The organism is Gilliamella sp. B2785 (assembly GCF_026537005.1).
GTDB lineage: Bacteria > Pseudomonadota > Gammaproteobacteria > Enterobacterales > Orbaceae > Gilliamella > Gilliamella apicola_E.
Window position 1 is genome coordinate 210,539 of the sequence record NZ_JAFNNC010000002.1, and the last position, 20,959, is coordinate 231,497.

Consider the following 20,959-nt stretch of genomic DNA (forward strand, 5'->3'; position numbering starts at 1 on the left):
TTATTCCATTAAATTATTAAACAGTACGCCAAACATTTTCATATTTATGGCCCGTTAAATCCTCAATAACTTTTCTGGTTTCATCGGTAACATCTTCTTTAACACCATTATTTCTTAATCTTTCAATCTCATTAACTAAAATAGCATGAGTTTGTTTATTTAATTTAAAGGTGAGTGCAAAAATTAAAGCAATAAATAACAGCCCTGCGGTACCACAAAGGAATAATAATCCTATGGTGGTAATTGCTTGTTCACTTTGTGTAAGACTTCCTTGCACAAAACCACCTTTTTGTAAAATAAGACCTACAACGAATGTAGCAATTGCAACAGTCGTTTTTCTACCAAATGTCATCACCGCAGCATATAATCCTTCTCGTCTTTGTCTGGTTAATATTTCATCTACATCCGGAATAAAAGGAAATACATTCCAAGGTGTAAACTCAAGCACACATCTTCCTGCCTGATAGCAAACGGCAAAAACATAAAGTAGTAATATTTTTGATTCAGGATTAAATATATATACACAGTAAAAACCAATGATACAAATAATCATTGTTGAATAAGAAAAGGTATATAATTTACCTGGTCCATATTTTACCATGGCAAAACCAGCAATCAATGTTATTGGTAGACCAATAATACTAAGTGAAAGTAATGCAGCCGCAACTGAGGATGGAACAATTAAACAATATACACAGAAAAAAACAAATACTGTATTGAATACATCTTTGGCGGTAAATGAAAATAAATAAATAGCTAAATGACGTCTAAATGCTTTTATGTTAAAAGTAGAGAAGTATTCAGCAAATAATTTTTTAAAAGCTGTTAACTTTTCAGCAAAAGTTTTTTTGATAGGCGCTTGTTGTAAGTGAGCTAACATTTCAGCTGTTGGTTCTCTCTCCCATGTAACTTTATAGGAAATAAATACACAAATAGCAAATATTACTGCAAAGAATAATCCATTAATAAAATAGGCATAGGCATTATTTTCACCAAAATAACTAATTAAAATGCCTGGAACAAAGGTCGCTAAAAAAGTACCACAAGCGGACAGGAACATTCTTCCGGTTGATAATTTAGTTCTGTCGTTGTAGTCCTTAGTCATTTCAGATGGAAGTGTTTCCCATGGAATAAGCACTATTGCAGCGACGATTTCAAAAGCCAAATAAGCAGCAAGATAGAACCAAAAATTCATACCAACTATCCATAATAATACATAAAGTAACATCAATGGCGAACCAATTAATAAGAAAAATCGTCTACGACCAAACTTTTGACCCAATTTATATTTATAGAAGTGATCAGTAAAACTGCCCATAAATAGACTGACAATTGCATCAACAATTCTTGCAATAGCAACAATAGACGCTGCTTCTAATGGTGTTAATCCTACAAAAGTTGTGTAAAAAAATAGTAACCATGCACCAATAATTGAGAAAGCACCTCCACCCATGATGTCGGTTAGACCATAACCAATTGCAATAGGAAGGGTTATTTTCCTTTTTTTATTTATTTGTGTATCCATTCTTTATTCCTTAATTTGATAATCAAATCTTTATTTACCTTTTTTAAAGATCTAAGTTGCAAGTTTGCTTCGAACTTAAAATTCGAAATAGGAAAGCGCATTTTTATAGCAAATGCCCGTAACCAGTTTTCCTAGCAATTGATAATCTTCTGGTACTTCTCCGTCTGTAACCCATTTACCAATTAAATTACATAAGATACGGCGGAAATATTCATGACGGGTATAAGAGATGAAACTTCTTGAATCTGTTAACATTCCGACAAAATTCATTAATAATCCATGGTCTGCAAGGGTGGTAAGTTGTCTTAACATTCCTCTTTTAGTATCACTGAACCACCATCCAGCTCCATATTGCATATTGGATTTTACTAATCCTGATTTTTGAAAATTCGCTATTGCCGAGGCAACAATATCATTCACACTAGGATCTAAATTATAGATAATCGTTTTAGGTAATGAATTTAATTCATTCATTTTATTAAATAGTTGATTTAAATTAATTGCTAAATTTTGTTGATCACAAATAGAATCAAATCCAGCATTGATACCAACTTTATTGAGCATGATCATATTGTTGTTACGAACAACACCAAAGTGAATTTGCATAGTCCAATTTCTTTTATGATAAAAACCAGATAATGCAATTAATACTGCTGATTTATATTGTATTTTTTCAACTTTATCCAAAGCAATGTTATTCATCTTTTTCTCAAATAACCTATTTTGTGTTTCAAGATCACTTGGGTAAAATTCAATGCTCATCAATCCATGATCAGATAATCGACAACCCTTTTGATGAAAATATTCAACTCGATTCTCTAAAGCTGTTAAGTAATCACTAAAATTATTGATTTTAACTAATGATTTTTTTTCAAGATGTTGGACAAAAGCAATAAATTTTTCACCCTCACCATCCAATGCTTCATCTGGTCTAAATGTTGGTAGCACTTTAGTTTTAAAATCATGCTGCTTTTTTATGTCATCATGATGTTCTAAGCTATCTAAAGGGGAATCAGTAGTACAAATAACTTCGACATTTGACAAACTGATCAGTCGTTGGGCTGTATAATTTTTTTCTTTTAAAATATGGTTACATTGTTCCCATATTTCATTATAATTTTTGGCATTTAATGATTGAGTAATATCAAAATAGTTAGCTAACTCAAGATGACTCCAATGAAACAAAGGATTACCGATGGTGTTTTCAAGAGTTTCACTCCAGGCTTTAAATTTTTGTAAAGGTGTTGCATTACCTGTAATGAACTCTTCATCAACACCATTGGCTCTCATTGCTCGCCATTTGTAATGATCGCCTGACAACCATAAGTCATAGATTGAATCAAATTTTTTATTTTCAACAATTTCTTTTGGATCCAAGTGACAATGGTAATCAATGATTGGCAAATTTTCGGCAAATTCATGGTATAATTTTTGTGCCGCTTTGCTATTTAATAGAAAATTTTCATGTATTAAAAACATATTTTATTACCTCGTTGTGCATAAATAAAATCTCCTTTGCATATAGATAGTTGTAACACTAGTTCTATATCCAAATAAGAACACACATATCCAATATAGATTTAAAATGACCGATACAATATTTTATGGACACTTTAATACTTCTTTTTTCATCTATTCTGGATGTAATATCTAAAATATTAGATGGTTATATTTTCATAAAAAGTATCGTAACTTGACCTGCTAGTTAACCTGATAAACGAACTTCACGTTCCTCGATTTCTAGTTCATTAGGTTTTTTTACAACGATACTTTTCATATAAGCTCCCTCTACTTACCAATTCCACAACGTGCCATCTTCTAAACGAGCAATTGGCAAATAAGCGGGGTTGTATGGATATTTTGCTGCTAGTTTTTCATCAAAATCGATACCTAAACCTGGTTTGTCACTTGGGTGCATATAACCATCAGTAAAGGTCCAGTTTGGTGAGAAGACTTCTAGCATTTGCTCTGAGTAACCCATAAATTCTTGAACACCAAAGTTAGGTACCCACATATCAAAATGAAGTGCAGCTGCATGACAGATTGGTGATAAATCTGATGGTCCATGAGAGCCTGTTCTAACTTGATAAAGCGACGCAAAATCAGCTATTCGACGCATATGAGTTATACCGCCTGCATGGGTTATTGTGGTTCGGATATAGTCAATAAGCTGTTCTTCAATTAACTGTTTACAGTCCCAAATACTGTTAAATACTTCACCTACGGCAATTGGTGTTACGGTGTGTTGGCGAATTAAACGGAAACATTCTTGATTTTCCGCTGGTGTTGGGTCTTCCATCCAAAATAGGCGATAGTCTTCAACACTTTTACCAAATCGAGCAGCTTCAATCGGTGTTAAACGATGGTGCATGTCATGCAATAAATGTTCGTTAAAACCAAATTTATTTCTCACTGCCTCAAATAATTTTGGTGTGAAATCAAGATATTTATCGGTAGCCCAAAACTGTTCTTCAGGATAGTTACCTCGTGTTGCTGGTTCGTAAGCTAAGTTTTTACCTTTACTTTGACCGTAGGTGGTTTTCATTCCTGGTATGCCACACTGCACTCGAATAGCCTTAAAGCCCATTTCTTTATGTTTAGCATAATCATCTAACGCTTCTTCAATATCTTTACCTGTGGTATGGCAATACACCATTACACCGGTGCGAGAAGCTCCACCTAATAATTGATAAAGTGGCATATTGGCAACTTTACCTTTGATATCCCATAACGCCATATCTATGGCTGATATTGCTGACATCGTCACAGGTCCACGACGCCAATAGGCACCTTTATAGAAATATTGAAAAATATCTTCTATTTGACTGGCATCTCGCCCTATTAATTGTGGGCAAAGATGATCTTTAAGATATGATGCGACGGAAAGCTCACGTCCATTGAGCGTCGCATCACCTACTCCATATACGCCGCTATCTGTCGTTATTTTTAATGTGACAAAATTCCTTCCTGGACTACAAACAAAAACTTCTGCTTTTACAATTTTCATTAAATACCTCGAAAATAAATTGTGTGACAACAAATTAATCGATTAAATACTACCATACAAGTAGATTAGTATATTTTTGTGAGAGAGATCACATTACGAAGAAATATCTCAAAGAAAAAAGGAGCTTTTATAACTCGCTTCACAGAAGTTTAAATAAAAGATGGCATATGTAATGCATTGAAAGTTATTGAAAGAGGAATATCATTTATTTTATATATCATGCAATTTTATACATGATTTTGATCCCCTAAGTTAAATTTTTGCTTAAATTACATTCAAAAACCCCGTTCCTCAAAATTTAAAAAAAAGTTGAGGAACGGGGTTTTTGAAAGCTTATATATAAACTGCTTTATGTGATATCCCTTTTTATAATAGAATCATCTGTCACATTTCGAACCTTCATTTTTTAAAATAATAAGTATTGGATATAATTTTGATTCTTCTGATTGATAACTACGATTCATTTACATTTAATATATATGATTACCTGTGCCGTGCTGGCGCGAAGGTTATGGTCATTAAAAATGATGAAAAATCTATTGATGAATTAAAACGATTGTCGTTTTCTAAAATGGTAATTTCCCCAGGGCCAGGTACGCCAGATAATGCTGGGATATCGTTGTCAGCAATTCAGGCTTTTGAGAATAAATGTCCAATACTTGGTATCTGTTTAGGCCATCAAGCGATTGCTCAATATTTTGGATTCTCGATTATTAAAGCACCTGTACCCATGCATGGAAAAATTGATGAGATCATTCATGATGAAAAGGGATTATTTTCTGGAATTAAAAATCCTCTGTCTGTTGTAAGATATCATTCGTTAATTGTACAAAATTCGTCAAATGAGTCACCTTTAACAATCACTGCTACTAATAAACAAGGGTTGATTATGGGGTTACGTCATAAAACATTACCTATCGAATCAGTACAATTCCACCCTGAAGCGATCAAGACTGAATTTGGTTTAAAAATGATAAGCAATTTTGTTAGTGAGCAATAAGCATGAAAATTTATATCGATTTTGAGGGGCAACGTAAATATTTTTGTGATCCAATAAAGATTATAAAGTCATCTGATTATCACTCAATAAAAAAACATATTGATGAGATAGAAGAGTTTATACAACAAGGTTATTTTGCTTGCGGCTATCTTGCTTATGAAAGCGCCATGGGCTTTAATGAGTCAAATAAGACCAAAATAGTCACAAAGTCAGACCAGGATTTACCTTTACTTTTTTTTGGTATTTTTGAGAGCTATACAACAATAGCTCATACTGAATGCGCATTACCCGAATATTTTGAATTGTCTTGTGATACAAATATTGACGAATATCAGCAGAAAATTAGTTATATTCGATCACAAATTGAATTAGGCAATACTTATCAAACTAACTATACCATTCAATTTAACGCTCCATTTAATGGTGATCCTTTAGATTATTATCATTTTCTACAAAAAAATAATCAGGCAAATTATTGTGCCTATATTGAATTTGAAAAATATCATATTTTATCTATCTCCCCTGAGCTATTTTTTAAATTAGAAGATAGAACCATTACAACTAAACCGATGAAAGGAACAGCAGCACGAGGTTTAAATTCTGACCAAGATAAACAACAAGTGGCGCTGTTGAAGTCAGAAAAAAATCTTGCTGAAAATATGATGATTGTTGATTTACTTCGTAATGATTTAAGCAAAATATCAGTGCCAGGTTCAGTAACCGTTCCACATTTATTTACAGCAGAAAAGTATCCGACTGTCTGGCAACTCACTTCAACTATTCAAGCAACCGTAAAAGAAAATATAAGTTTGTATCAGCTATTTCAAGCGCTGTTCCCGTGTGGTTCAATTACTGGTGCGCCCAAATCAAGTACCATGCAAATCATTAGTGATATTGAAAACTCGGCCCGCGGAGTTTACTGTGGCACAATTGGTTATGTAGAACCTTTAATGAAAAAGGCAGTATTTAATATTCCAATACGAACTTTAACTATACATAATCAACAGTTAAATTATGGTGTTGGTGGTGGCATTACATGGGATTCAACTGCTGATGATGAATATCATGAGATTTTAGCTAAAACAGCCATCTTAAATCGAACGCTAACTATTCCTGAATATATTATTGAAACATTATTGCTTAAAGATGGCGAGTTGATTTTGTTTGATATGCATTTAGATAGGTTGATAAATTCAACGAGTTATTTTGATTTTGAATGTGATATTCAAACAATTAAACAGACATTAACTAATTTAGCAAAAACTCATTCATCAGGAAGATATAAAATTAGGCTTCTGCAACCTAAATATGGCCAAGCAAAAATAAGTCTCGATAAACTTACTCACTCAATGGTGATTGATAAGCTTGATTTTGCACCCAAATGTGTCGATAAGGAAAACGCTTTTCTCTATCATAAAACGACTAATCGACAACACTTTCCTGAATTAGCAGTTGGTCAAGAATATATCAATTATAATCAATATGATGAACTCACTGAGTTTGTTAATGGTAATATTGCGTTGTTGATTAATGAAAAGTGGGTAACACCAACTATGACTTCGGGTTTACTTGCGGGTACTATGCGACAGTATTATTTGGATAATCATCAATTAACCGAGCAAAAGATTGTCAAACAAGATATTTTGCAAGCCGAGAAAATAGCATTTATTAATAGTGTGCGAGGATGGGTTGAAATTAAAGACCAGATATTAGATAAATTAAAAGCACAGTTTTCATGATCTGAAATTAAGAGCAGAGAACATTCCGTCATCATATTGACGGAATGTTTAGTAAGTATTAATAATGTTTAATTGAATTTGCAAAGTCTAATTCTTCATTTTGCCAGCCTTCGGATAAGGCTTTTACCAAAGCATCATAACCATTTGTTGCAAGTGGAACATGACGTTCAATAGCTTTAGTTACGATTTTACCTTTCTTATCTGTCACTACCCAGCGTCCTTTTATGATTGCATCGCCATTATAACCGCCATGGAAACCATCAATAAAAAGTTTAACTGTAAGAGTTGGCGTGGTAATTGATTTAGTTGACACCAAATAATTAGGCAAAATTTGAGTTAAGTCTTGTGACAATCGATCGGCAAGTTGTTGAGGCAGCGTCGATGCCCATAAATGATTAGTTGCTGTGACATATTTTATATCCTGTGTTTGCAGGACAATACCGGGTTTATTTAAGAAACTAGCTACCTCAATGGACTCAATCCAAATAAAATGATCTGTAGTTTGTGTCATTCTTGAGCCAGTCAAATTACTAGTTAATTGAAAATAACTTTTACTCGGTGCATTTGATGAACAACCAATTATAGTTCCTAATAATGTCACCAATATCGTAACTTTTAGCGTTCGAATTAATTTAACCATTATTTCTTACCTCTGGCTTTGGGTTCTTGGTCTTTTTTATTTGGCGCTGAGAAAATCAATGCATTACTTTTATTATTTAATGTGTTAAGTAAAGGGGTCAGCTCGTCCATCATTAGTTGAATTTTCTGTAAACTTTCGATCATTTGCGTGTTAAGTTCAGATCCCGGTTGCAACCCTTTCATGGTCTCGTGTAATGAACGAATTGCCTTTTGTAAATCCTTCGGCATAGCTTGCATCTCTTTACTCGCCATAATTTGATTTAATGAATTCATTAGTTTTTCACTTGATTCTAATGATTTATTAAATTGTGTCATCGTGTTATTCAACGGTAAACTGTTAAAGTTGTCGAGTAATTGCAATATTTTTGCTTGAATTTGAGCAAATCCTGTTGATGTTGTTTCGATAGTATCGTAACCATATTGGTTAGCTAATTTTATATTGTATTTATTTTTTAAATCAGGATAAAAATCTAGATCAATATAAAGCGCACCAGTAAACATATTGGACGTTTTTAATGATGCTCTTAGTCCATTTTTTTGTTCATCTTTTATCAAAGCTGCTATATCGATCTTATCATCAACTAATTCTGATAGACGATCAGGCTCTATTCTGATTAATACTGGTACTTTTTGGTTGAGAATTGATCTTTCTTTTAACATTTCTGTGGTATAAAACGGTACTTTACTCACTGTACCCAATCTTATACCATGATATTCCACTGGCGCACCTTCGGTTAATCCCGATATGGAATCAGTAATCATAATTAGAAATTCTTTATATTCAGTGTACTGTGAATCTTGAATCGATTTTCTATCTTCATATAATTTATAGACATCATGTTGCTTCGCCGGTTCACCTAGTTTTGCACCATCTGGTAAATCAAAGCTGATTCCACCAGACATTAGAACATCTAACGAAGGAACTTCAAGACTTGCTCCACGTGAAGATAGCGATAAATTGATTCCGCCCTCTTTCCAAAAGCGTACATTTTCGGTAACTAATGCATCATAAGGTTTGGTTATAAAAATTTGATATTTCATTTTACGAGCATCGACATCAAATAAGGATGTTTCAACATTACCGACTTGATAACCACGGAACATCACTTTTGCACCACGAGGTACTACACCACTTTGATCACTTTCTAAATTTAAGCGAATTCCTTTTATACTTGGATCAGATAACGGTGGTGTATCAGATAGAATAAATGGGTTATTTTTGAAACTATGCGTATCGTTGCCTGAGACCAGTTCAATATATACACCAGATAAAATAGTGCCAAGTCCTGTCACACCATCACGGCCAATTTCAGGTTTAACTACCCAAAAAATTGAGTCATTTTTTAACAATGGCTCCATATCATTATAAATTCGACCTTTTACGACGACTTTCTTGTAGTCATCAGATAATGTCACTTCATCAACTATACCAACATCAACGCTACGATTTTTGATTACAGTCTTACCTGCAACAATGCCATTTGCATCATTGGCTAATAAGGTAAAAGATGTGCCTCTATCAGCAAAGTGGGCATAGATAATCCATAATCCAACAACGGCGGTTACTATGGGAATAATCCATATTGCAGAAATTGCTCGGATTTTAATTATTTTTGCTAATTTTTTTGAGGTTGCCATATTATTCCTATTATTCTATTTTCGATTTCGATCCCAAAGTAAGCGTGGATCAAATTTTTGGGATGCAATCATAGTAATGATGACGACGGTTGCGAAAAAAGTAACACCAATATCAGGATAAACTCCCATCATTTGTTGGTTTCTAACTAAAGAACAAACTACAGAAACAACAAAGATATCTATCATTGACCATTTACCAATAAATTCTACCGCATTATATAATTTCTTCATTTTTAAGCAATTATGTTTATTTTTATCTTTCACGGCTAAAGCAAAATAACATAACCAGCTGAGTGAAATAATCTTTAAAATTGGAATAACCACGCTTGCGGAAAAGATAACTAATGCCACTGGTACATCCCCTGACTGCCACATATAGATAACACCATCCATAATAGTTGAGGTCGACGCTGAACCAAATACAACTGTGATCATAATTCCGAATAAATTAGCGGGAATATAAATTATTAATGAAGTTACCAATAATGCAATTGTCCATTGTATTTTATCTCGCCCTCTTACTTGGCTTTTTTGTTTACATCTTGGGCATTTGGCATACTCAACAGGGACGATTGCATGGCAACATTGACACAATTTTATATTTTGAGAAATTCCCGTTTCACCAACTTCTAATGCTTTTATTGAAAAATCACTTCGATGAATTTCATTCCAGATTTTACCCGGAGTGAAGATAACTAAAGCTTTAATATAAAAGAATACGAATAAACAAAATGCCCAAAATGTGCTAGTTACACCAATATTGCCATAACTCATTAATTTAACGAAACTAACTAATATGCCAGTTAAAAATATTTCAGGCATACACCAATGTTGGAATTTTTCATAAACAATAAGTAAATCTCTTTTCCGATATTTGGTTAAATTAATATTTGAACAAAGTAAGGCAATAATTGATAAATTGTGTAATGGAAAGACTAATACGAAAAAAATAAATAATGCTGAAATATAACTATATTTATCAATAAAAAGTATTCTTGGAATGTCCAGCACACTTACGCCATTGACATTACCAACTAAATTGATATCAATAAAAACAAAACCACAAGCAACAATGAGCATAATTAGAGAGCAAATTGCATACATTGCCGCTCTAAACTTCATATTGACATTGTTTTTAAATAATATTGTATTACATCGTGGACAAACAGCTTTGTGGCCAACTGCAACATCAGCTAATTCGATGACCAAATCACAATGAGAACACAATACATAGTCTTGACTATCAGTGGTCATTTTTTTCCTTTATTTATATTTTAAGCTATAAAGATGTTTTTGATTAGCATAACATTTAGGTATAAAAATCTTCAATGATTATAATATGTTGAGGCAATTAATTTAATACATCAATAACGACTAAAATTTATTTCTATCATCATACCAAATGGTCTTTTTTTATGAAAGTATTACCTAATTAAATTACCTTAATTTGATTATTCTCATTTTTTAAAAGCTCTATTTTTTAGTCGCCTTTTTAAATAATTCAATATCTTTTTCAGCACTAGATCATAAACAAATTCTGCAAAAAATTAATAAATTTTGTGACCAATTTCACAGAGTTAACTAATTTATGAATGTTTATAAAAAAAACTTGATACTGTATAACAATACAGTATAATGTACCCCAATATCCTTACTTATTGGAATTTTATTATATGAATGAAAACAAACAACGTGCACTTTCTGCAGCATTAAGCCAAATCGAGAAACAATTTGGTAAAGGTTCAATAATGCGTTTAGGTGATACTCAGACACTAGACGTAGATGCGGTTTCAACAGGTTCTTTAGGGTTAGATATTGCATTAGGTATCGGCGGCTTGCCAATGGGAAGAATTGTTGAAATTTTTGGGCCGGAGTCATCAGGGAAAACAACATTAACATTATCTGTTATTGCTCAAGCACAAAAAGAAGGTAAAACCTGTGCATTTATCGATGCTGAACATGCTTTAGATCCTATCTATGCAGCTAAGTTAGGTGTTCAAGTCGATGATTTATTAGTTTCTCAACCTGATACAGGAGAGCAAGCTCTTGAAATTTGTGATGCATTAGTTCGCTCTGGTGCAGTTGATGTGATTATTGTGGACTCGGTTGCAGCATTAACACCAAAAGCAGAAATTGAAGGTGAAATGGGCGATTCTCACATGGGGTTACAAGCACGCTTAATGTCTCAAGCATTACGTAAATTAACCGCTAATATCAAAAATGCAAATTGTCTTGTCGTTTTCATTAACCAAATTCGTATGAAAATTGGTGTAATGTTTGGAAATCCAGAAACAACTACCGGTGGTAATGCCTTAAAATTCTATGCATCTGTTCGTTTAGATATCCGTCGTACTGGTGCGGTAAAAGAAGGCGAAGATGTTATTGGTAGTGATACGCGTGTAAAAGTAGTTAAAAATAAAGTAGCTGCACCGTTTAGACAAGCTGAATTCCAAATCCTTTATGGATGTGGTATCTCTAAAGAAGGTGAATTGATTGATTTAGGTGTTAAACATAAATTAGTCGATAAGGCTGGAGCTTGGTATAGCTACAACGGTGAGAAAGTAGGTCAAGGTAAAGCAAATTCAATTAAGTTTTTACAAGAACATCCTGAAATTGCCAAAGAACTTGAAACTAAATTACGCGATTTATTGTTAAACAGTCCTGCTGTTTTCTCTGCTGATGATGAAGACGTTTCGGCAGATGATGAAAGCTTTGAGTAATGGAAAAAAAACTCAATAAATTAATCTTAAATAAAGCTGTGCAATTACTTGCACAGCGTGATCACTCATCATGCGAACTTAGCCGAAAATTAACATTATTTTTTAGCAAAAAAATTACTTGCTCAAAAGATGATTATCCAGAACAACTAAATAAGTTAAAAACAGAAATAGAACATGTAATTGCACACTGTACTAATCAACATTGGATGGATGATAAGCAGTATATTGAAAAGTATATCTTTATGCGTGCTCATAAAGGTTATGGAAAATATAAAATAAGCTTGGAATTAAAACAGCGAGGTTTGCCATCAGATCTTAGTAGAGAGCTATTACTTTTAGCTGATATTGATTGGTCAAAAATTGCATGTCATCAATTATTAAAAAAGTTCAAACTTATCGAACCAAAAAATAATCAACAAAAACAAAAAGTAATACAATTTTTAAAGGCCCGAGGATTTACACAACTTGATATAAAAACTGCGTATAGTTTGTTGACTTAAATTATTATAGTCCCTACAATATTACTTAGATAATACCCATTACGTAAAAAGCTCTCAAGATCTTTTAATTTTATTCCTTATTACTTATTAATAGTAACTAGATCAATCGTTGTACTAAGAATATTTACTTTTCAACTTAAGTTGTAACGGGTATATTACTATGTCTAAAAATTTATCGTTTAATATGGAAGCATAAATGAAAAGCACTGCAGAAATTCGTCAAAGTTTTCTTGACTTTTTCCATAGCAAAGGACACGAAATCGTTGCAAGTAGTTCCCTTGTTCCACACAATGACCCAACACTTTTATTTACAAATGCGGGAATGAATCAGTTTAAAGATGTTTTTCTTGGTATTGATAAACGACCTTATACCAGAGCAACAACATCTCAACGTTGTGTACGAGCAGGCGGAAAACATAATGACCTTGACAACGTAGGTTATACTGCTAGGCATCATACTTTTTTTGAAATGCTTGGGAATTTCAGTTTTGGCGATTATTTTAAACGTGATGCGATTCATTTTGCTTGGGAACTACTAACCAGTGAAAAATGGTTTAATCTTCCAAAAGAAAGATTGACGGTTACTGTTTATGCAACTGATGATGAAGCATTTGCTATTTGGGAAAATGAAATCGGTATTCCTAAAGAGCGTATCATCCGCATAGGCGATAATAAAGGTGCACCATATGCATCCGATAACTTTTGGCAAATGGGTGATACAGGACCTTGTGGGCCTTGTACAGAAATTTTTTATGATCATGGTGATCATATATGGGGTGGACCACCTGGAAGTGCTGAAGAAGATGGTGACAGATTTATTGAAATTTGGAATCTCGTCTTTATGCAATTTAACCGCCTTGCTGACGGTACTATGGAACCTTTGCCTAAACCATCAGTTGATACTGGTATGGGGCTTGAACGAATAGCAGCTGTGTTACAACATGTCAATTCAAATTATGATATTGATCTGTTTAAAACATTAATAAAAGCTGCTGCTGAAATCATTCAAGTTAAAGATTTAGAAAGTAAATCATTAAGAGTAATTGCAGATCATATACGTTCTTGCGCCTTTTTAGTTTCTGATGGAGTCCTACCTTCAAATGAAGGGCGTGGTTATGTATTACGTCGAATTATTCGCCGAGCAGTACGCCATGGACATATGTTAGGTGCTAAAGATATTTTCTTCTATAAGCTAGTTAAACCATTAATTGACGTAATGGGAAATGCTGCTAATGAATTAGCAACTAATCAAAAGATAGTTGAAAATACACTTAAAACTGAAGAAGAGCAGTTCTTAAAAACATTAGAACGGGGTTTATTCTTACTAGACCAAGAGTTAGGTAAGATTACTAACAATGTATTACCTGGCGATATTGCTTTTAAACTCTATGATACTTATGGTTTTCCATTAGATTTAACCGCTGACGTTTGTCGCGAGAAGAATATCACTATTGATGAAAATGGCTTTAATCAATGCATGGAAGAACAACGTAAACGAGCTCGTGAATCTAGTTCATTCAGCGTTGATTATAGCAATATGATTAAGCTTGATGATAAGACAGAGTTTTTAGGTTATCAATCTAGCGAAGCTTCAGGAAAAGTGATTGCAATCTTCCAAAATGGAAACAAAGTTGAAACAATAAATGCCGGTGATCAAGCTGTTGTCATATTAGATAAAACACCATTTTATGGTGAATCTGGTGGTCAAGTTGGCGATAAAGGTGTATTAACCGCTGCCGATTTAGTATTTAACGTTTCAGACAGCCAGAAATATGGTAAAAGCATTGGTCATATAGGTAAGGTCACCAAAGGATCATTGAAAGTTGGTGATATAGTAACAGCTGCAATCGATGTAGAGATACGTGAACGCATTCGTCGTAATCATTCTGCAACACATTTATTACAAGCCGCGTTACAACGTATTTTAGGAAGTCATGTACATCAAAAAGGATCATTAGTTAACGATAGCTATCTTCGGTTTGATTTCTCACATAATCAACCGATTACATCAGAACAAATTGAAGAAATTGAAAATTTAGTTAATCAACAAATTCGACGTAATTTACCAGTAGACATAGAACTCATGCCTATTGATCAGGCTAAAAATAAAGGTGCTATGGCGCTATTTGGTGAAAAATACGAAGATATTGTAAGAGTATTAACTATGGGAGATTTCTCCATTGAGCTTTGCGGTGGAACACATGTTGATAGAACTGGAGATATAGGACTATTTAAAATTATTTCTGAGTCAAGTATTGCATCAGGAGTACGTCGTATTGAAGCTACTTCAGGTCAAAATGCGATGGAATATATACACCATGAATCCAATTTGCTAAATCAAATTGGACAATTGGTTAAAAGTGATAAATCTGCTGTTTTATCACGAATTGAGCAACTGCTCGATCAAACCAAAACACTTGAAAAAGCAATAGAGCAGTTAAAAGCCCAACAAGCTAGCCAACAAAGTGGGCAATTGCTTAATCAATGTGTGGAAATCAATAATAAAAACTTACTAATTGCTAAGGTTGATAACGTCGAGGCAAAAATGTTACGTACCATGATTGATGATCTCAAAAATCAATTAAAAACTGGCGTAATTATTTTAGCTGCTGTCAATGATGGCAAAATCAATTTAGCTGCTGGTGTAACCAATGATTTATTAAACATTGTTAAAGCTGGCGAATTAGTTTCTCAATTAGCATTAAAAGTAGGTGGTAAAGGCGGTGGGCGGCCTGATTTCGCCCAAGCAGGTGGAATGGATCTTTCGGCGTTACCAGAAGCGTTATCTTCTGTAAAAAAGGAAATCAGTAATAAATTACAAGCAAGTTAGCCGGAAGTACTCCAGTGTTGTTAATTAGACATTAGTGTATTTCTGTAAAATTACGTCTTTCTATCTCTTCGATAGTAGGCTGACGAAGCTATATCTTAAAATTGTTTGGATATATACTTAACTGATATTAGGAGATCTAATGTTAATTTTAACTAGGAGAGTAGGTGAAACACTTATCATTGGTGACGATGTTGTTATTACCGTCTTGGGCGTGAAAGGTAATCAGGTCAGAGTCGGTATTAACGCACCTAAAGAAGTTTCTATTCATAGAGAAGAAATCTACAACCGTATTCATCAATCACAAGACAAAGTTGATGAATTAGTTCAACCCAAAGAGTAATATTGGGCACTAAATAAACAACCAGCACGTGTTCGCAAAAAAATGTTTGACTTATTTTTTGTAGAACGTAATATGTGCGCCACACATTATGATTTTGTTGTTCAAGCAGAGTCATAATGTTTTGGTGAGATGGCCGAGAGGCTGAAGGCGCTCCCCTGCTAAGGGAGTATGCGGTCAAAAGCTGCATCGAGGGTTCGAATCCCTCTCTCACCGCCATTTTAAAAATTAAAATATGCATCCGTAGCTCAGCTGGATAGAGTACCCGGCTACGAACCGGGCGGTCAGGGGTTCGAATCCCTTCGGATGCACCATTTTAAAATCTAATACGCATCCGTAGCTCAGCTGGATAGAGTACCCGGCTACGAACCGGGCGGTCAGGGGTTCGAATCCCTTCGGATGCACCATTTTTTACGAACTTACAAGCATCCGTAGCTCAGCTGGATAGAGCACTCGGCTTCGAACCGAGCGGTCAGGGGTTCGAATCCCTTCGGGTGCGCCATTTAAGCATCCTAAAAACCTTCTTCGATTTATAATGCCAATTAAACGTTATATTGAATATCATAAAAGGTTATACTCATTAACAATGTTATTTACTTTTAGCTTATTAGGACTACAAACTATTTTAAAAACGTTGAATGCTACAAATCACTATACAAAGCTTTTTCTGTTTTCCCTTAAATATTACCCTACCCGCTCTTAAAAAGCTTCGTACAAGCTTAAATTTTAAATTGGCAATAATAAAATTAAAGTACATCGACTTAGAAAAAATAAAGTTATAAAAAGAACATCAAGGACAACCGAAAAATAATTACTTAAAAGCTTTGTTTATACTTTCAATGATAAAATTAAAGAATTAAATATTAAGAAGCCTATATTGAATGTTTGATATGAAATGCAATGCGTTTATTGCAGAAACAATTGGGTATTTATTAGAACACAATCTTTTATTCATAATAAGCTGACAGCTTTTAATTCACCATAACATTATTCTTTATTTATGAGATTAATGGTTAGCTGATAATAATATACTGCCAATTACGAAAAAGAATAAAAACCATAATACAAGGGTAATGATTCCACAAACGATTCCTGCTGTTGCAAAACCAGAACCACTTTTGTTATTAGTTTTTATATCACTTTTAGCAACTGCACTTAATACTATAGCTACAATAGCTAATACAATGCTTATAAGGCCTATTGGGATTAGTGATATAATTCCGCAAACCATCCCTGCTATAGCTAAACCACTTATTACTTTATATTGCTGTTGATCCACTTATTTTTTGCTCCGTAAAGATTTCGAAAAGTTAAACAAATTGTGATTAAGTATAATATTATCGGTTTAGCAGATCAATCTAAGACAGATTCCACTTTACCAATGGCAAATCATAATAATTTATTCCATTAAATATCTTAATAAGATTTATATCAGCAAAATATACATATAATCTTAAATAAATGGTTTGTACGTTGATTTACAACTATGAAATACAGAAAAATAGACTTCAACTCAAAATACAGCATTGGTATTATAAAATTTACTAAAAAATGATTGTTAATAACTTGTATTTGTTTTTCCTTTTATGAATAATAGTTAAGTTAAAATATTCAACAGTATTAGCAAATAAAATAATAGATAAAATTTGTATATGTATAAAATCAGCGTATATAAAAAATAATTATTTTTATCCTATTGAACTACTTTGATTTATGGCTATCAGTTAGATTTTTTCGGGTTTACCACTTCGGTTGAAACCCGATATAATTCTAGTATACTAAGCTCACAAATTTCATATGTGTTATTCATCATATTTTTTGTTAACTCAAACAGAAAATTAAATAGATAACATTAATAAACGATAATGGACTTTTTTATGTTGGACCCAAATTTACTTCGAAACGAATTAGATCTTGTTGCTAGCAAATTAGCACGTCGTGGTTTTAAATTAGATGTTGAAACCATTCGACAATTAGAAGAAAAGCGCAAAATATTACAAGTTGAAACTGAAAATTTACAAGCACAGCGTAATGCCCGCTCTAAAGCTATTGGGGAAGCTAAAGCACGTGGTGAAGATATTTCAGTTGTACGAGAAGAAGTAAACCAATTAGGCGAAAAGCTTAACAGCGCTAAAGCAGAGCTTGATATCCTTTTAAACCAAATTAAAGATATTGCATCCAACATTCCAAATATTCCTGATGACTCTGTACCCGATGGTAAAGATGAAAGCGATAATGTTGAGGTATCTCGTTTTGGTACACCAAGGACTTTTGATTTTCCAATCCAAGACCATGTCGCTTTAGGTGAACGTTTTGGTGGCCTTGATTTTGCTGCTGGGGTAAAACTTACTGGTGCACGTTTTGTGGTAATGAAATCACAATTAGCCCGTTTACATCGAGCGATTACTCAATTTATGTTAGATCTGCATACTGAACAACATGGCTATGCTGAAATCTATGTTCCATATCTTGTTAATCATGCTACCTTATTTGGCACAGGTCAATTACCTAAATTTGCAGGTGATCTTTTCCATACTAAACCTCTCGATGAAGAAGCTGAAAGCAGTAACTATGCATTAATTCCAACGGCAGAAGTGCCGGTAACTAACTTAGTGCGTGATGAGATACTTGATGAAAGCCAGCTTCCGATGAAAATGACTGCTCATACACCTTGTTTCCGTTCTGAAGCAGGCTCTTATGGCAAAGATACCCGTGGCTTAATTCGTATGCATCAGTTTGATAAAGTCGAACTTGTGCAAATTGTTAAACCGGAAGAATCTATGAAAGCTTTAGAAGAGCTGACAGCACATGCGGAAAAGGTTTTACAGCTACTTGAATTGCCATACCGTAAAATCGTATTGTGTACCGGCGATATGGGCTTTGGTTCATGCAAAACTTACGATCTTGAAGTTTGGGTACCGGCTCAAAACACTTATCGAGAAATCTCGTCTTGTTCTAATATGTGGGATTTCCAAGCTCGCCGAATGCAAGCTCGATATCGTAATAAAGCGGATAACAAAACCTATTTAGTCCATACCTTAAATGGCTCAGGATTAGCTGTTGGACGCACATTAGTGGCAATCATGGAAAACTACCAACAGGCAGACGGAAGCATTAAAGTGCCTTCTGTTTTAGTGCCATATATGAATGGTGTTGAAGTAATCGGTTAACCATGTACTAAAAGTTTGCTTACTTCATTTTTAGCGCTATTAATTAGCGCTATTTTTTTATTAAAGGTGGAAAAATGATTAAAGGTGTTGTTCTTTCAATACTCGCATCATGCCTTTTTGGCTTACTTTACTACTATCCGGTTTTACTACAGCCTCTTCCTGTGGTTGACATCTTTTGCTGGCGTTTATTAACCTCGTTTCCAGCCATAGTGGTGTTAGTCTTTATAGAACACCAGTGGTCCGCAATTAGGGATTTATTTAAGCGCATTAGAGAGCAACCGATGATTTTAGTCGGATTGATCTTTTCCTCCCTATTGTTAACTATTCAGATGTTAATTTTCATTTGGGCACCGCTTAATGGGCATGGCTTATCGGCTTCTTTAGGTTATTTCTTATTACCATTAACCATGGTGATTTCAGGTCAAATTTTTTACAAGGAAAAACTCAGCTTTTTGCAAAAGATTGCCGTTTGCCTTGCTGCTATCGGCGTAGCCGTTGAAATCTATACCACAGGCGCATTTTCGTGGGAAACAGCAGTGGTTGCATTGGGTTACCCCATTTACTTTATTACACGTCGTAAATTGCAAATAGAGGGGATTTGTGGCACCTTTTCCGACTTCTTTTTTATATTTATTGGTTGCGTGATTTATTTCGCCTTTAATTACCCATTTAGCCAGATTGTGAGTGATATTACGCACTTTCACATTTTTATCCCAATGCTAGGGATCATTACTGCTATCGCCTTTGCTATGTACTTTTTAGCTAGACGACTATTACCTTTGGGATTATTTGGTTTGCTTGGATATGTTGAACCCGTTTTATTAACGCTTGTATCAGTTCTATTTTTACATGAATCGATCTCGGCACAACATATTATCTCTTACAGCTTTATTTGGTTGTCAGTATGTGTACTTGCGCTGGAGGGAACGATTTTTGTTTTGCGAGCAATAAAGCGTAAAAGAATTAGATAAAAAAGGATAGCAACTAAAAAGGTACCCTAGCTGGTACCTTTTTTATTATCATGTTATTTACTAAATGTAACCGATTGACCATAACTTTCTATGATCTGTTGTATTCTGTCTAAGGTTTCTCGCGGTGGCGCCTCTACCCCTTCTAACTGATATTTATCTCCGAACGTATCCCATTTGTAAGCGCCCATCTTATGATAGGGTAATAACTCTACTCGCTCAATATTCTCCATACCTTGAATAAATTGCCCTAAAAGATGTGCGGAATTATCATCATCAGTCCACCCCGGTACAACCACATATCGTATCCAGGTTCTCTTATTAATTTTTTGTAGATATTTAGCAAACTCGAGCACACGCTTATTAGGTACGCCAACTAGTTTTTGATGTATTTCATCATTGATTTGTTTGAGATCTAACATGACTAAGTCTGTCACTTCCATAAGTGCTTCAACTGTGTGATCTAACTGTCTTGCATAACCATTGGTATCTAAGCATGTGTGAATACCTTCTTGATGACAAGCTTTGAACCATTCAGTAATAAACTCAGATTGTAGTGTCGCTTCACCGCCAGAAGCGGTTACGCCCCCGCCATTAGGCATAATAAAACTTTTGTAAGTAACGATCTCTTTCATCAGTTCATCAACAGTGACTTCACGGCCTGCTTTTAAATCCCAAGTATCTCGGTTGTGGCAGTACAAGCAACGCATCAAGCAACCCTGAAAAAAAACAATGAAACGTATACCTGGCCCATCTACGGTACCAAACGACTCATAAGAGTGGATGCGACCTTTGATTGGTTGCTTTGTTGTCATAATAATATTTTGTTCCATAAAAATTCTCTAGTGCTTGCTCATATTACTTTTTTATTGTTTAAGATATTTTA

The 20,959-nt window shown here is 34.1% G+C and carries 16 protein-coding genes and 4 tRNA genes; 12 read left to right on the plus strand and 8 right to left on the minus strand.

Features of this window, described 5'->3' with window-relative positions:
- Positions 1 to 16 precede the first annotated feature (16 nt).
- From J3U24_RS03235 to manD, 3 genes are all read right to left on the minus strand, one after another.
- A complete protein-coding gene (locus J3U24_RS03235; RefSeq protein WP_267331192.1) occupies positions 17 to 1,525 on the minus strand; it encodes an MFS transporter in 1,509 nt (502 codons plus the stop codon).
- A 75-nt stretch (positions 1,526 to 1,600) separates the two neighbouring features.
- Positions 1,601 to 3,004 (minus strand): glucuronate isomerase, encoded by a 1,404-nt coding sequence (gene uxaC / locus J3U24_RS03240; RefSeq protein WP_267336733.1) that lies wholly within the window; start codon positions 3,002 to 3,004, stop codon positions 1,601 to 1,603.
- 313 nt (positions 3,005 to 3,317) lie between these two features.
- Positions 3,318 to 4,532, minus strand: a complete 1,215-nt coding sequence (manD, locus tag J3U24_RS03245) for a D-mannonate dehydratase ManD (protein ID WP_065734225.1) — start codon at positions 4,530 to 4,532, stop codon at positions 3,318 to 3,320.
- Between the two features lie 433 nt (positions 4,533 to 4,965).
- On the opposite strand from manD, the gene J3U24_RS03250 reads away from it, so the two are divergent.
- Both J3U24_RS03250 and pabB read left to right on the plus strand, forming a co-directional pair.
- Positions 4,966 to 5,532 carry an anthranilate synthase component II gene (locus J3U24_RS03250; protein ID WP_065734224.1) on the plus strand — a complete coding sequence of 189 codons (567 nt, stop codon included), beginning with the start codon at positions 4,966 to 4,968 and terminating at the stop codon, positions 5,530 to 5,532.
- A gap of 2 nt (positions 5,533 to 5,534) precedes the next feature.
- A complete protein-coding gene (gene pabB / locus J3U24_RS03255) occupies positions 5,535 to 7,271 on the plus strand; it encodes an aminodeoxychorismate synthase component I (RefSeq protein WP_267336732.1) in 1,737 nt (578 codons plus the stop codon).
- 58 nt (positions 7,272 to 7,329) lie between these two features.
- On the opposite strand, the gene J3U24_RS03260 is transcribed toward pabB, so the two are convergent.
- The 3 genes from J3U24_RS03260 to J3U24_RS03270 are packed head-to-tail and all read right to left on the minus strand — an operon-like array spanning position 7,330 to position 10,802.
- Complete coding sequence (locus J3U24_RS03260) at positions 7,330 to 7,911, minus strand: PqiC family protein (RefSeq protein ID WP_267336731.1); 582 nt, start codon at positions 7,909 to 7,911, stop codon at positions 7,330 to 7,332.
- A complete protein-coding gene (gene pqiB, locus J3U24_RS03265) occupies positions 7,911 to 9,548 on the minus strand; it encodes an intermembrane transport protein PqiB (protein ID WP_267336730.1) in 1,638 nt (545 codons plus the stop codon). Before pqiB ends, J3U24_RS03260 begins: the two co-directional genes overlap by 1 nt.
- Before the next feature lie 15 nt (positions 9,549 to 9,563).
- Positions 9,564 to 10,802 (minus strand): PqiA/YebS family transporter subunit, encoded by a 1,239-nt coding sequence (locus tag J3U24_RS03270; protein WP_267336728.1) that lies wholly within the window; start codon positions 10,800 to 10,802, stop codon positions 9,564 to 9,566.
- A gap of 419 nt (positions 10,803 to 11,221) precedes the next feature.
- On the opposite strand from J3U24_RS03270, the gene recA reads away from it, so the two are divergent.
- The 8 genes from recA to J3U24_RS03310 all read left to right on the plus strand — a co-directional run bounded on the left by recA (position 11,222) and on the right by J3U24_RS03310 (position 16,437).
- Positions 11,222 to 12,268: a recombinase RecA gene (gene recA, locus J3U24_RS03275; protein WP_065562294.1), complete on the plus strand. Its 1,047-nt coding sequence runs from the start codon at positions 11,222 to 11,224 to the stop codon at positions 12,266 to 12,268.
- Positions 12,268 to 12,768, plus strand: a complete 501-nt coding sequence (locus tag J3U24_RS03280) for a regulatory protein RecX (protein WP_267330067.1) — start codon at positions 12,268 to 12,270, stop codon at positions 12,766 to 12,768. Before recA ends, J3U24_RS03280 begins: the two co-directional genes overlap by 1 nt.
- Before the next feature lie 196 nt (positions 12,769 to 12,964).
- Positions 12,965 to 15,598, plus strand: coding sequence for an alanine--tRNA ligase (alaS, locus tag J3U24_RS03285; protein ID WP_267336727.1), 2,634 nt, complete (start codon positions 12,965 to 12,967; stop codon positions 15,596 to 15,598).
- Between the two features lie 139 nt (positions 15,599 to 15,737).
- Positions 15,738 to 15,938: a carbon storage regulator CsrA gene (gene csrA, locus J3U24_RS03290; protein ID WP_065562297.1), complete on the plus strand. Its 201-nt coding sequence runs from the start codon at positions 15,738 to 15,740 to the stop codon at positions 15,936 to 15,938.
- A 123-nt stretch (positions 15,939 to 16,061) separates the two neighbouring features.
- Positions 16,062 to 16,154 (plus strand) — tRNA-Ser (locus tag J3U24_RS03295).
- 18 nt (positions 16,155 to 16,172) lie between these two features.
- Positions 16,173 to 16,249: transfer RNA gene (locus J3U24_RS03300), tRNA-Arg, on the plus strand.
- Between the two features lie 16 nt (positions 16,250 to 16,265).
- Positions 16,266 to 16,342: transfer RNA gene (locus tag J3U24_RS03305), tRNA-Arg, on the plus strand.
- Positions 16,343 to 16,360: 18 nt separating this feature from the next.
- Positions 16,361 to 16,437, plus strand: a tRNA-Arg gene (locus J3U24_RS03310).
- Between the two features lie 504 nt (positions 16,438 to 16,941).
- Here J3U24_RS03310 and J3U24_RS03315 read toward each other — a convergent pair.
- On the minus strand, positions 16,942 to 17,214 hold the full coding sequence (locus J3U24_RS03315) for a DUF4190 domain-containing protein (protein ID WP_065734217.1): 273 nt from the start codon (positions 17,212 to 17,214) through the stop codon (positions 16,942 to 16,944).
- A 598-nt stretch (positions 17,215 to 17,812) separates the two neighbouring features.
- Between J3U24_RS03315 and serS the strand changes: the two genes are divergently transcribed.
- Both serS and rarD read left to right on the plus strand, forming a co-directional pair.
- On the plus strand, positions 17,813 to 19,105 hold the full coding sequence (gene serS, locus J3U24_RS03320; protein WP_065734216.1) for a serine--tRNA ligase: 1,293 nt from the start codon (positions 17,813 to 17,815) through the stop codon (positions 19,103 to 19,105).
- A 74-nt stretch (positions 19,106 to 19,179) separates the two neighbouring features.
- Positions 19,180 to 20,076 (plus strand): EamA family transporter RarD, encoded by an 897-nt coding sequence (gene rarD, locus J3U24_RS03325; protein WP_065734215.1) that lies wholly within the window; start codon positions 19,180 to 19,182, stop codon positions 20,074 to 20,076.
- 53 nt (positions 20,077 to 20,129) lie between these two features.
- On the opposite strand, the gene pflA is transcribed toward rarD, so the two are convergent.
- On the minus strand, positions 20,130 to 20,888 hold the full coding sequence (gene pflA / locus J3U24_RS03330) for a pyruvate formate lyase 1-activating protein (protein WP_267330064.1): 759 nt from the start codon (positions 20,886 to 20,888) through the stop codon (positions 20,130 to 20,132).
- Between the last annotated feature and the right edge of the window lie 71 nt (positions 20,889 to 20,959).

What these genes read in the sequence shown, in the direction of transcription:
- pflA (WP_267330064.1), bottom strand. Translation starts at nt 20,888, where the DNA reads ATGACAACAAAGCAACCAATCAAAGGTCGCATCCACTCTTATGAGTCG.
- recA (WP_065562294.1), top strand. Translation starts at nt 11,222, where the DNA reads ATGAATGAAAACAAACAACGTGCACTTTCTGCAGCATTAAGCCAAATC.
- manD (WP_065734225.1), bottom strand. Translation starts at nt 4,532, where the DNA reads ATGAAAATTGTAAAAGCAGAAGTTTTTGTTTGTAGTCCAGGAAGGAAT.
- J3U24_RS03260 (WP_267336731.1), bottom strand. Translation starts at nt 7,911, where the DNA reads ATGGTTAAATTAATTCGAACGCTAAAAGTTACGATATTGGTGACATTA.
- J3U24_RS03280 (WP_267330067.1), top strand. Translation starts at nt 12,268, where the DNA reads ATGGAAAAAAAACTCAATAAATTAATCTTAAATAAAGCTGTGCAATTA.
- J3U24_RS03270 (WP_267336728.1), bottom strand. Translation starts at nt 10,802, where the DNA reads ATGACCACTGATAGTCAAGACTATGTATTGTGTTCTCATTGTGATTTG.
- pabB (WP_267336732.1), top strand. Translation starts at nt 5,535, where the DNA reads ATGAAAATTTATATCGATTTTGAGGGGCAACGTAAATATTTTTGTGAT.
- alaS (WP_267336727.1), top strand. Translation starts at nt 12,965, where the DNA reads ATGAAAAGCACTGCAGAAATTCGTCAAAGTTTTCTTGACTTTTTCCAT.
- uxaC (WP_267336733.1), bottom strand. Translation starts at nt 3,004, where the DNA reads ATGTTTTTAATACATGAAAATTTTCTATTAAATAGCAAAGCGGCACAA.
- pqiB (WP_267336730.1), bottom strand. Translation starts at nt 9,548, where the DNA reads ATGGCAACCTCAAAAAAATTAGCAAAAATAATTAAAATCCGAGCAATT.
- csrA (WP_065562297.1), top strand. Translation starts at nt 15,738, where the DNA reads ATGTTAATTTTAACTAGGAGAGTAGGTGAAACACTTATCATTGGTGAC.
- J3U24_RS03235 (WP_267331192.1), bottom strand. Translation starts at nt 1,525, where the DNA reads ATGGATACACAAATAAATAAAAAAAGGAAAATAACCCTTCCTATTGCA.
- serS (WP_065734216.1), top strand. Translation starts at nt 17,813, where the DNA reads ATGTTGGACCCAAATTTACTTCGAAACGAATTAGATCTTGTTGCTAGC.
- rarD (WP_065734215.1), top strand. Translation starts at nt 19,180, where the DNA reads ATGATTAAAGGTGTTGTTCTTTCAATACTCGCATCATGCCTTTTTGGC.